The organism is Paenibacillus catalpae, from assembly GCF_900112695.1.
Classification (GTDB): domain Bacteria; phylum Bacillota; class Bacilli; order Paenibacillales; family Paenibacillaceae; genus Pristimantibacillus; species Pristimantibacillus catalpae.
Window position 1 is genome coordinate 144,511 of the sequence record NZ_FOMT01000001.1, and the last position, 12,574, is coordinate 157,084.

Genomic DNA, 12,574 nt, shown 5'->3' on the forward strand with positions numbered 1-12,574 from the left:
TATAGCGAGGGGATACCTATGACAGCAGAGACCGCTCAACCGCAGCAGCCGCTTCTCCGCGTTCAGGATCTGAAGATTCGGATTCGGATGGATAACGGAGTAATGAACGCCGTGGACGGGGTCGATTTCGAAATCCGCCGAGGCAGAACGTTAGGCCTCGTAGGCGAATCGGGCTGCGGCAAAAGCTTGACGAGCCGCGCGCTTATCGGCATCAACCCGAAGGAATGCGAAACGTCGGGGAGAGTCGCGTACCGGTCGTCGCAGGAGCCCGAGGCGAAGGAGGAGCCGCTGGACCTGCTCGCTCTGGACCCCAACGGCCGGAAAATCCGGTCCATTCGCGGGCGCAAGATCGCGATGATCTTCCAAGAGCCGATGACAGCCTTCTCGCCGATGTACACGATCGGGAATCAGATCATGGAAGCCATTCTGATCCACCGGACAAGGAACAAGAAGGAAGCGAAGAAGATTGCGCTCGAGATGCTGAGCAAGGTCGGCATATCGGATGAGGAGAAGCGGTTCGACCAATACCCGCATGAGTTCTCCGGCGGGATGCGACAACGGGCAATGATCTCGATGGCGTTGTCGTGCAACCCCGAGCTGCTGATCGCCGACGAGCCGACGACAGCGCTCGATGTGACGATCCAGGCCCAGGTGCTGGAGCTGATGAAGCGGCTGCAGCAGGAATTCGGCATGGCGATTCTGCTGGTGACGCATGATTTGGGCATTATCGCGGAAATGTGCGACGAAGTCGCCGTCATGTATCTCGGCAAAATCGTTGAGCAGGCGCCAATGAAGGAGATTTTCCGCAATCCGAAGCACCCGTATACGAAAGGGCTTTTGCGCTCGATGCCTAGGCTTGGCGGCAATAAAACGAAACGGCTGGAATCGATTGAAGGCTCGGTGCCGGTTCCGGTCAATATGCCGCCAATGTGCGGCTTCTACGACCGCTGCAAGGACCGTATCGAAGGCGTATGCAATAGGCGGTCCGTGCCCGCAACGCAAATTTCGGGCAGCCACATGGTCAGGTGCTTCCTGTATTCGGAACAGCAGGGAGGGGATAACGATGGCGAAGCCCATATTGGAAATTAAAAATCTCAATAAGGATTTCAAAGTAAAGTCCAAGAAGGCGTTGTTCGCGAAACCGGTATCCGTGCGCGTACTGCAGGATGTTTCCTTTCAACTGCTGGAGGGGGAAACGCTGAGCATCGTCGGGGAATCCGGCTGCGGCAAGACAACGCTGGGCCGGTGCATCGTGAGAGGCATGAATGCCACCTCCGGCGAAGTTGTCTACCGTACGGAGGGTGGAGAGGCCGTTGATTTCCTGAAACTGAAGGGTGCCGAATCGAAAAAGTTAAGAAAAGACATTCAGATGATTTTCCAGGACCCGTACTCTTCGCTGAGCCCGCGGATGAGCGTCTTCGATATTATATCCGAGCCTCTGATCGCCAACTTCAAGCTGCCTAAATCGGAGGTAGAGCGGAAGGTGTCGGCCATCGCGGAGAAAACGGGACTAAACGTCAGCTACCTTAAACGTTATCCGCATGCCTTCTCCGGCGGACAGCGTCAGCGGATCGCCATTGCCCGGGCGCTAATTACCCAGCCGAGGCTTATCGTATGCGACGAAGCGGTATCCGCGCTGGACGTGTCGATCCAAGCGCAAATCATTAATCTGTTGAAGGATCTGCAGGAGCAATATAAAATCACTTATATATTCATCTCTCACGATCTCTCGATCGTCGAGAACATTTCGGACCGAGTGGCGGTCATGCATCTGGGCAAGGTGGTGGAGATGGCTGGCGTCGACTCCATGTTCAAGCAGCCCAGACATCCGTATACCGAGGCGCTTCTCTCCGCCGTGCCGCAGCCGGATCCGGATCTGAAGAAGGAGAGGATCGTTCTGGAGGGCGAGGTGCCGAATCCGGCGAACCCGCCAAGCGGCTGCCACTTTCATCCTCGCTGTGCATACAAGACCGAGAGATGCGTGAAGGAAATGCCCGCATTGCGGGAAATTGGCGACAACCATATGGCCGCTTGCCATTACGCGGAACAATTGACTTTAAGGGGGGCAAGGCATGAACGGGGAACAAGCGATGAACAATGAAGCGAAAGAACTTATCATATTTCTTGATTGCGGGGATACGATTATCGATGAAGGTACCGAAGTGCGCGACGAGCACGGCACGGTTATAGAGGGTAGAGTCATTCCCGGAGCCGATGAGATGGTTCGAACGCTGGCAGAGCGCGGGTACCGGCTGGCGATCGTAGCCGACGGCTTGGCCCAATCGTTTAAAAATTTGTTAACGATAAACGGCCTATACGATTATTTCGAAGTATTGATTTATTCCGAGCAGATGAAGGCCGAGAAACCGCATCCGCGAATGTTCAAGGCGGCGATGGGCGCGATGGAGCTTGGCGAACAGGACCGGAGCAGAATCATCATGGTTGGCAACAACCTGTCGCGCGATGTCAGGGGAGCGAACCGGGTCGGCATTACGAGCGTGCATTTGAACTGGACCTCGCGTTACCCGAAGACCTCGCTTGATCCCGCGGAGATGCCGGATTATACGATCGAGCAGCCGCTTGCGCTCGTGGAGCTTGCGGATCGTTTGAATGAGGAACTCGCTATGAAGAAGCGGGTTCAGGCTTAAAGGGAGCAGCAGCTAGCCATGGCGAAAATCGATGATGTGGCGCGTCTTGCCGGCGTATCCAAAGGAACCGTCTCCAACGTGTTCAGCCAGAAGCGGCCGACAAGCAAGGAAGTGACGGAAAGGGTGCTTAAGGCGTCCAAAGAGCTGAATTACGTTCCGAATCACATCGCGAGAAGCCTGGTAACGAAAAAGACGATGGCGATAGGACTTACCATCCCGCACGGCAATTTTTTCTTCAGTGCCTTTCACAACCAATTCATTAACGGAGTTGTGCTGGAGGCTTCCCGGTTCGGCTACAGAGTGCTGCTCGATATGCTTCCGGTGCTGGAGGTGAAGACGCCCTCCTTGGCCAGCTACCCGATTGACGGAGCGATTGTCCTTGGGCCGACGGAGGAGGATGAAAGGATTCGCTTGCTCCACTTTAACGGCATTCCCTTTGTCACGGTCGGCAAAATTTTTAATGCGCAGGTAAAGGAAGCTCCTACGGTAAACAACGATAACGCTCGGATCGTGCATGACATTTGCGATTATTTGATTGCCAGAGGACATAAGAATCTCATGTTTCTGAACGCAACGAAAGGGACGACCGTCTCCATGGAGAGAAGAACGGCATTCATGGAAGCGCTGGCAAAGCATCGGCTCGTCATGCGGGATTCTATGCACCATTACAAGCCGCACACCCAATCGGATCATTATTTGCATTACGGCTATGCCGAGACGATCCGCGTCATCCGGGAAAGCGGCGAGAAGGTGACGGCGATCATTGCGGACGACGACCGAGCAGCCTTCAACGCCATGAACGCGATTAAGGATTTGGGCCTGCGCATCCCCGAGGATATCTCCCTGTTTGTCATATGCGGCGATCTTTCGATGATGCACCAGACAATGCCGCCGCTGACCGGTATGGATTTGCAGCCCTCCGAGCTGGGGGCGCAGTCCGTCAAGCTGCTTATGCATATGCTTGGCATCAGCAACGAAGGCGATTACCCGGACCATTTAATCATCGAAAGTAAAATCGTCGAGGGAGCTTCCTGTTCTTCGATAGAAGGAGAGTGGCAAGGTTGAAACGGCCAATGGTAGGCGCCCATACGGGAAGCGGTGCAAGCCCGGACAACACGCTCGCTTCGTTCTTGGAGGGCGTTCAAAGCGGAGCGGATATCGTGGAGGTGGACGTGCATGCCGCGAAGGACGGCACGGCCGTTCTGCTGCATGACGATTCTCCCTATCTGCTGACCTGTACGTTCGAGCAGTTGAACAGTCCCGCTATGCGACGGCGGCTGGACCCGGCTTACGCGGAGCACGAAATCGCCACCCTGGAGCAAATCCTGCAGCTATCGGATCGGCTTGGCACAAAGTTGAATATTGATCTGAAGTCGGCCGCCAGCATCTTACCGACCGTTAGGCTCATTCGGCAGTACGGCGCTCAGGAGCGGGTCCATATAACCGGCTATTCGGAAACGATGACGGCTCGGTTCCCTGATATTCCAGTCATGATCAACACGCCGGTCAAGGTCGAAGCCTGGCAACCGGAGCAATACGACAAGTACGACAAGTTTGCTCAGCGCGTCTGTGAGGCGGCGAAAAGGGATGGATATGCCGGCCTTAATATGAATTACCGGACCTGCTTCGAGCCAATCGTGGAGACAGCTCACGCGCACGGGTTAACCGTGTGGGTCTATACGGTTAACGAGCCTGCGCAGATGGAGCGATTCATCCGGATGGGCGTTGATGCCATTACGACGCGCAAGCCGGAGATGCTGCTTGGGTTCCTAACTAAATAGTTCAAGATTAACCGACCACTGTCTCTGACGGCGGGCGGTTTTTTTTTGCCGCAATGTAAAAAAATCAATAATGCATGGAAGACTCCTTTATCGGGTTGCTGAACCGCTAGATATATAATTCGAAAGGTTACATGTCTCTTTATCGACATGATAGTATTGAACTATAACAATGCGACCGAAGGGACGATAATGAACCATGAAAAATAGGAATGTGACGGCGGTGCCTGCCGAGTATTTGAGGTCAGTTAATGAAGAGCTTCAAGGGACGATTCAAGAGGTTTCCTATGAGGTAAGCAACTATATTCATTTATCGCGACAGCTTGTAACAGATCGAAACATCGATATAAGTGAAGCAGGAAGAGAAACCGTTAAAGGTGATTCCATATGGAAGAAATGCAACGTCTACCTGCCAGCGGGCTATGACCCGAACGACACGGCCGTCAGCTACAATGTATTGTATTTACTTCATGGAGTCGGCGGGGATCATTATGAGTGGTTAAGCAGCAATGGTAAGGTTGACGGACGATTTATGATTTGCAATCTATTCGACAATCTTATTGCAAACGGCGATATCGATCCGCTGATCATCGTTTTTCCCAACGGAAGAAGCGCGCATGACTGGATGGATACTTCCTTCACTTCCGAGGGTACCAATATGCTGGGATTCTATTACTTCGATTATGAGCTGAGATATGATTTGATTCCATTTATAGAATCTAAATACAAAACCTACGCGAATATAACAGACGCGTCACCGGAGGGAATTCTATATAATCGCAAGCATCGAGCGATTGCCGGGCTTTCGATGGGGGGAATGCAAGCTCTGAACCTGACTCTCGGCGGTTACAGATATGACTCGACACGATTTACTGGAACCAAGAGTATCTGGAACAACGGACTGGATAACACGGTGCTCGCATCAGGCATGTTAGATTTGTTCTCTTATGTCGGAGCTTTTTCGAATGCTCCCACATCGAGTGACGGCAACGTTCTTGGAGCAAGTCTCGCATCATGCGATCATAAGCTTCAATTGCTATATATGACCTGTGGAGATGCCGATGGTGTAGCTATTGGCAGCTATGCAAAATCGATAGAAGGTCTATTAGAACAAGCGAGGAATCATCTTGGTTATGGTCATTACTATCAAATTTTGATAAAGGATGGTTTCCATGATTTCAACGTTTGGAATAACGGTGCCTACAATTATAGTCGCTTGATATTCGGAAATAGCGATGAGTATTTGTCCGATGTTGTTCAGAAGACGCTTTAATATGAAAGGGTTCTCGAAGTATATAGGCGGGATTTCCATTAAGAATAAAATATTCATTGCGAATATTTTAATCATTGTCGTATTTATTTCCACCCAGTCGATCTTCGCCAACACGATTTCGCAGAAGGCTATTATAGAGAAAGCCATGAACAACTCATCCCGGGAGCTTGTGCTCATCAAAAACAACCTTCAAACCTTGTTATCCACCATCGAAGATTATTCCAAAATTCTGGCAAGCGATTATCGATTGCAGAGCGTGCTGTATAACGATTATTTGATAAATAATGAGGTTAATGCAGGCAAACCGGTTGAAGGATTAAATAACCTCTCTATGAACAAAACCCTTTCAGAGACGATGAGCAATATTGTGGAGCCTAACACAAAAATCAAAGCGGTCAGCATTCTTACCTCCAATCAACATTGGGTGGACGTTGGGTTTGCCGACAACGCCTACGCTTCCCGCCTATTCGGTTACGGTTATGGGGCGGATGATCGGACCTATTTGCCCATTTGGACAGGTTTGATCAAATTCAGATTCTTGTATGAAGGGGAAGACAACGTATTTGCGGTTTCCAAAACGGTTATTCACAAAGATACAGGAAAAACGATCGGCCGAGTTTTTTTGTACGTGAAAGAAACGACCATTGCCTCGATTTACGAAGAGGGAAAAAATAAGGGCGGGGAGTTTTATATCGTCGATTCCGCCGGGCGTATTATTTCCTCACAGAATAAAGCCATGTTATACCGGGATTTCAAGGAAGCCGTCTCTATCAGCATTCCGAGCGACGGTAAAGACGCAAGCTTCATCCAAGGCAGCGGAAGGCAAGAAAAGCTGATACTCACCCACCGCTTTGAACCGTTGCAATGGACGATTGTAAGCGCTATCCCCATGGATGAGATTACTTCGGAGCGGAAGGAAATCAATCAATTGATTATCGGGCTTGGGGCTGCATGTTTGCTGCTGGCATTAATGGTGTCCTTCCTGTTGTCCCGATCGATCACGAGACCCATCTTCCGGCTTGCCAAGACAATGAGAGAAATCCGAACGGGAAAGATGCAAGTCAGAAGCTCGTACCAATCAACGGACGAGATCGGATATTTAAGCGAGGGTTTCAATAGTTTAATGGATCGTATTGAGGCGCTAATGGCCGAGAACGTTGAGAAACAAAGGACAAAAGCCGATATCGAATTTAAATTGCTGCAATCGCAAGTGAAGCCTCATTTTTTGTACAACACGGTTGAAACCATTATTTCCCTAATCAAGCTGGGCCTTGGGAAGCAAGCCATAACGGCGGCCCAATACATGGCGAATTTCTATAAGATCTCGTTAAGCAAAGGCAACGATATCATTTCGATAGGCGAGGAGATGCGTTTAACAGAAAGCTATTTGGAAATTCAGCAGCTGCGTTACGTGGAATACATGGCTTACACGATGGAAATCGACAATGACATTTTAACCTATTCGATACCGAAGCTAACCTTGCAGCCAATCGTGGAAAATGCCATCTATCACGGATTGAAGCTCAAAAAGGAAAAAGGAATCATTCGCATTACCGGAAGGCGCTGCGGCAACAATGTGGAAATCGAAATTTACGATAACGGGGCTGGCATGCACAGGGATCAAACCCAGGCGATAATGGCAGGATCCGGGGTTCCCAATGAAGCCGGCGGTTTTGGGATCAGAAGCGTATCCAATCGGATCCGAATGCTGTACGGGGACAGATACGGACTGAAAGTTGAAAGCGAATACGGCGTTTACACGAAAATTATTATCGTACTGCCTCTTCATTCTCATTAGCTCCTGCAGCATTCATTAGGCTCATTTCTAATATTCGCATGCTAAGGATGAAATAGGACAGGAGGAAAGACATGTACAAAGTACTTATCGTCGATGACGAATATTATTTCAGACAAGCCTTGAAGATTTCGCTGCCATGGAGTGAGCTGGGCTTTCAAATCGCGGGGGAAGCAAAAAACGGGGCGGAAGCGCTGGAGATGATGCCCGAGGTTGAACCGGATGTCGTATTGGTCGATATGAATATGCCGATCATGGATGGTTTGGAGTTTATACATAAAGCCAAGGAACTCGGCCGGAAAACAAAATTTCTGGTGTTGTCGGGACACAGCGAATTCGCGTATGCCAGACAGGCCGTGCAATTAGGCGTTTTTAATTACGTGCTTAAACCCATTAACGAAGAAGAACTCCAAGGCTGCTTGCTGGATATGAGGGAGCTGATACGAACGGAGCGCCGGAGCGAGCTTGAGTTGGACGATTTAAGAAAGCAGGCGAGCGAAGGCTTGTCTGTCAGGAAGGAGCAAGTGTTAATCGGTTGGCTGCAAGGCAACGGCCATGATATCTCTGGAGCTGAGCAGGATCGGTTAAGGGAATTGGGAATAAAGCTGGAAGGATTGCATTATCGGGCGGTTGTCGTCGATCTGGATGCAAACGAGGAGAGGAATCTTGAGGAGGGTATGCCGATCCGCAAAGCCAAGGTGCTAGAAATTGCTCAATACCATATGCAAAGCGCCTTTCCGTGTGTCGGCTGTCACGATCAAGATACGCGTCTAGTTCTGATCATTGGATCGCCTGACGGCTCCTTCAACGGCTTGGAAACGATTTGCGAACGGATTCGATTAAACGTACAGAACGACTTGGACAGAACGGTAACAATCGGCTTAGGGAATAGCTGCGAAGCGTTTGAGTCCATTCCGGTTTCATACAAAGAAGCGTTAATCGCCTTGAAGCAGCGTTTTGTATGGGGAGGCAACAAGGTGTTTGTTCATTCCTTGCTTACGGAAACCGGTATGAAAGGCGGTTTGTTCTCGGTGGAAAAAAGAAGCGGCTTGCTGATGTTCATGAGAGTCGGAAATTCGTCCGAGACGGAAGAGTGGCTCTCCCGTTTTTTTCATGATGCTCGCGTTCAAAAGGCTTCCATGGAAATACTGCTCCTTGCCGGGATCGAAATCGTATCCACCTGCCTTGAATTTTTGGCCGAAGCATCGCAAAGCTTTGAAGATGTCTTCCAAAATACGACGCAACCCGATATGATACAGCACGTTCAGCGGATGAAAACCTTTAATGAGCTGGAGAACTGGATACGTACTACAATTCTAAGGGCCATGAGTCATGTGCATAGTCGCAAGCCCAATAGAGCCGTCAAAGTCATAGAGGAGGTTAAATCGTATATAACGAGGCATTACGGCAACGAGGAATTGCGGATCGAAGATATCGCGAGAAGCGTTCATGTCAATTACAATCATCTTTGCTTCGTGTTCAAAAAGGAAACGACCTTCACGATCAATGACTACCTGACCGAAGTACGGATCATGAAAGCAAAAGAACTGTTTGATCAGGGAGAGAAGGTTATCCAAAACGTAGCGATCCGGGTGGGATATGCGGACGCCAATTATTTCAGCAAATGCTTCAAAAAATATATGGGAATCACGCCCAGCAAATATGTGAATCAAATCCAATAAAGCTATTTAAGGCAGACGCTGGACGAGAGTGAGAACTTTCCTCTTTCGTCTATTTTTTTGCCGTTAATTTTACTGCTGGCCCGAGAATACTCTCTGTACTAAATTTAGGAAGATTCGTAAAATTAGCTCAAGGTTAAGGTTGATACCGCTTTCAACAGCTAGATTCAACCGATATCCGTTTCGACAAATAGGGGAGGTATACAATGAAAACGAAGTCAAAAGCAGCAGCTATGTTCCTTATGGCAAATATTCTTCTGGTTTCATCGGCATGCAGCAGCGGGAATGAAACAAAGTCCAACCAGCCGTCCGACAATCCGTCGCCCTCGGCAGCAAGTACGGAAGATAACAAGGAGACTGCGGCACCGGACGGCAAAAAAATCAAGATGAGAGTTATAACGATTACGACGGACGAGAATCGCAATAACATCATGGAAAAATTCATCAAGCCTAACATTGCCGCTGCGCTTCCCAATCTTGAAGTCGAGTTTGAGCCGGGCGGCGGCGGCGAGGATATGGCAAACAAATTGAAGACGTTGAATTCGTCCGGGGATATGCCGGACGTATTCTGGAACGATGCGGGCTACTTTACCCCGCTGAAGAACACAGGCAGCATTTTGGATCTGACACCTTATATTTCCAAAGACGGCTTTTTGGACAAATATGCGGTGCCGGATGCGTTAAAGCATGTCGATAACGGAATTTACAGCCTATCATCCGGAGCTGACACGTATTTCACCCCCGTCATCTTTTACCATAAAGACATGTTTGAGGAAGCAGGGGTTAAGGTGCCGACGACGTTCGATGAGCTGATTCAAATCTCGAAGACGCTCAAGAGCAAGGGCATGGTTCCAGCCGTTACTCCCGGCAAGGACGGGTGGGGGCCGAAAATCTTCATGCTGCAGCAAATGATTCAAATCGGGGATCCGCAGGCGATGGCGGACCTCGTCAGCAACAAAACGGACTTTAACAATCCATCCGTCAAGGAAGGGGCGGCCCGCATTGAAACGCTGGTCAAGGAAGGCGTGTTCCCAGACGGCATAGCCAATCTGGATTACGGTCCGGCGATGGAGATGTTTACGTCTAAAAAAGCGGCAATGTTATGGATGTTTACTTGGGAGCTGCCAAATCTGGCAAAAGACGAAACGGTTGATTTCTTCCCATTCCCAAGCGCGAGCGATAAGTATGATCCTGCACAGACCGTACAGTTCTGGGGTTCTCCGGTTAACGGCTATGCGGTCAACGGCAAAACCGAGCATCCGGAAGAGGCCGTCAAGCTTGCCGAATTTCTGGCCATGGCGGATGCGTTATACTTCGAATCTACAGGAGCGCCAATATCCTTGCAGACCGGCAACCAGGCAAATGACAGGAGCCCGCTCATGCAGAAGTTCGTTGACTGGTACAATCCGATTCCTAATAAAATCGCGTCCTTTGCTCTTAATTCGTTAGACGCGAGAACTTCTGCCGAAGTGTCTACGCAAGGAGCGAACTTATTGACGGGCGAGTACGCTGCCGAAGATTTTAATGCCGCGATGAACAAGATTTGGGGCGAGAATACGTGGTTTAACAAGTAAAAAAGAGGCGATAACAGCTAAATCCCCTTCGGCTAAACCCTGGGGGATTTAGACACAAATTAAATGGTGGAGAGAGCGATGAACAAGTACTTTAGCACCAAATTGTCCATATTTGTGTTTGCTTCCCCGGCCTTGCTGCTGTTTACCGTATTTTGCGTATACCCCTTGCTGCCGGAGATCTGGATGAGCTTGCATAAGCATGACGGATTTCGAAATCTGGGTTTTGTTGGTTTAGATAATTACAAAGACGTGATGGCTTCGCCATCCTTTTGGACCGCTCATAAAAATACGTATCTTATTGTAGCCATCTCCTTATTGCTTGGGCTGCCCCTATCCATGATGCTGTCGCTTTTTATGGACGCTCAAACACCAAGGTTTCGTCGATTCTTCAAGACGGCGGCGATGTTCCCCGCTATCTTGTCGGTTACGGTGGTTGCCCAGATCTGGCTGGCGTTCTACGAACCGAATTGGGGATTGTTCAACAGCATTCTTCATTCGCTCGGTCTGAGCTCCTGGACGCATTCGTGGTTAACGGAAAAGAAAACGGTAATGCCCAGCATCGGGCTGACATTCCTATGGCAATATATTGGTCTCAACGCGATGCTGTTTTATACAGGTATCAAGACCATACCGAAGAGCTACTATGAAGCGGCTTTGATCGACGGTGCCAATTTTGTTCAAGTCTGCTTACGAATTACGATCCCCTTGCTGCAGAATGTCATCAAATACATACTTATTCTGTCTACATTAGGCTCAATGGCTTTCTATTCGCATGTGCGAGTCATGACGGCAGGAGGCCCGGGCGATCTTTCCAGGACGGTCATCTACCAGATGTATTATACGGCATTTGATACTTCCGAGTTTGGCAAAGGTACTGCAATCGCCGTTATCTTTATTCTGGAATGCCTTCTGATCTCCTTTATCATCCAAAGGTACGTAGCCAGGGAAAAACTAGAGTTTTAAGCTAGGGGGGAGCTTATTGAAAGTATTAAATCGAGTGTTTTGGGTAGCCGTCGGGTGCACGTTTCTGTTTCCCTTGTACTGGATGTTAACGATGTCGTTGAAGTCCAAGAGCGAAGCTTATGACAATCCTTTTGGCATACCGTCTTCCTTGGATTGGCTGAACTTCAGCGAAGCGTTATCCAAATATCATTTTTACACGTATTTCGAGAACAGCTTGATCTATACGGCAGGCACAATTGCCATAACGCTCGCAACGGGCAGCATGCTTGCTTATTGCCTCAGCCGCATGCAATGGAAATTCAATTCGGCTGTGCTGTTTTATGTATCTATGGGACTAATTGTCCCAATCGAGGTAGTCGTCATTCCTTTATTCCAGCTGGTTAAAGCGCTGCATATCAAAAATAGTTATTTCGGTCTTATCCTGCCGTATTCCGGCTTCGCTATCGCTTCCTGCGTACTCATGCTGTATGCCTTTCTCCGTTCGTTGCCCAAGGAGCTGGAGGAAGCGGCATGCATAGACGGAGCGAATGTCTATCAAACGTATATAAGAATCATATTTCCAATCGTGATGCCGGCGCTGGTGACGCAATGCGTCCTTATATTCATTCGGATATGGAACGAATTCCCGCTTGCCTTTATTATTGCCTCCAAGGATCAATTTCGGCCGCTTACCGTGGGCTTGCTTGGTTTCTTTGTCAATGTGGGAGTTACGGATTGGGGGCTGATCGGGGCGAGTATGCTGCTGTCCAGTTTGCCTATGATTATCGTTTATTTGGTAGGCAACGAGAAGATCGAAAATGCTTTGACAGCCGGGGCTATTTTGAAGTGAATTTGCCGGCACATGTTTATAGTATTTTACTTACA

At 49.2% G+C, this 12,574-nt stretch carries 11 protein-coding genes; all 11 read left to right on the top strand.

The window, feature by feature from the left end; all coding sequences use genetic code 11:
• The first annotated feature begins 18 nt into the window (after positions 1–18).
• The 11 genes from BM200_RS00480 (at position 19) to BM200_RS00530 (ending at position 12,539) form a co-directional block, all read left to right on the top strand.
• A complete protein-coding gene (locus BM200_RS00480) occupies positions 19–1,089 on the top strand; it encodes an ABC transporter ATP-binding protein (protein WP_091180090.1) in 1,071 nt (356 codons plus the stop codon).
• A complete protein-coding gene (locus BM200_RS00485; protein ID WP_091180092.1) occupies positions 1,064–2,101 on the top strand; it encodes an ABC transporter ATP-binding protein in 1,038 nt (345 codons plus the stop codon). Before BM200_RS00480 ends, BM200_RS00485 begins: the two co-directional genes overlap by 26 nt.
• Positions 2,073–2,648, top strand: a complete 576-nt coding sequence (locus tag BM200_RS00490) for an HAD family hydrolase (protein ID WP_091180095.1) — start codon at positions 2,073–2,075, stop codon at positions 2,646–2,648. The genes BM200_RS00485 and BM200_RS00490 overlap by 29 nt, the downstream gene beginning before the upstream one ends.
• Positions 2,649–2,666: 18 nt before the next feature.
• Positions 2,667–3,713, top strand: a complete 1,047-nt coding sequence (locus BM200_RS00495; protein WP_091180097.1) for a LacI family DNA-binding transcriptional regulator — start codon at positions 2,667–2,669, stop codon at positions 3,711–3,713.
• Positions 3,710–4,429 (top strand): glycerophosphodiester phosphodiesterase, encoded by a 720-nt coding sequence (locus BM200_RS00500; RefSeq protein ID WP_245772837.1) that lies wholly within the window; start codon positions 3,710–3,712, stop codon positions 4,427–4,429. Before BM200_RS00495 ends, BM200_RS00500 begins: the two co-directional genes overlap by 4 nt.
• A 196-nt stretch (positions 4,430–4,625) precedes the next feature.
• The gene (locus BM200_RS00505) at positions 4,626–5,699 is read left to right on the top strand and encodes an alpha/beta hydrolase (RefSeq protein WP_091180098.1); all 1,074 of its coding nucleotides are present in this window, start codon (positions 4,626–4,628) and stop codon (positions 5,697–5,699) included.
• Positions 5,677–7,497: a cache domain-containing sensor histidine kinase gene (locus BM200_RS00510; protein ID WP_245772838.1), complete on the top strand. Its 1,821-nt coding sequence runs from the start codon at positions 5,677–5,679 to the stop codon at positions 7,495–7,497. The genes BM200_RS00505 and BM200_RS00510 overlap by 23 nt, the downstream gene beginning before the upstream one ends.
• Before the next feature lie 71 nt (positions 7,498–7,568).
• Complete coding sequence (locus BM200_RS00515) at positions 7,569–9,176, top strand: response regulator (protein ID WP_091180104.1); 1,608 nt, start codon at positions 7,569–7,571, stop codon at positions 9,174–9,176.
• 203 nt (positions 9,177–9,379) lie between these two features.
• Entirely contained in the window at positions 9,380–10,747 is a 1,368-nt protein-coding gene (locus tag BM200_RS00520) for an ABC transporter substrate-binding protein (RefSeq protein WP_091180106.1), read from the top strand.
• A 78-nt stretch (positions 10,748–10,825) separates the two neighbouring features.
• Positions 10,826–11,710, top strand: coding sequence for a carbohydrate ABC transporter permease (locus BM200_RS00525; protein WP_091180108.1), 885 nt, complete (start codon positions 10,826–10,828; stop codon positions 11,708–11,710).
• A 16-nt stretch (positions 11,711–11,726) separates the two neighbouring features.
• Complete coding sequence (locus tag BM200_RS00530; RefSeq protein WP_245772839.1) at positions 11,727–12,539, top strand: carbohydrate ABC transporter permease; 813 nt, start codon at positions 11,727–11,729, stop codon at positions 12,537–12,539.
• Positions 12,540–12,574 lie beyond the last annotated feature (35 nt).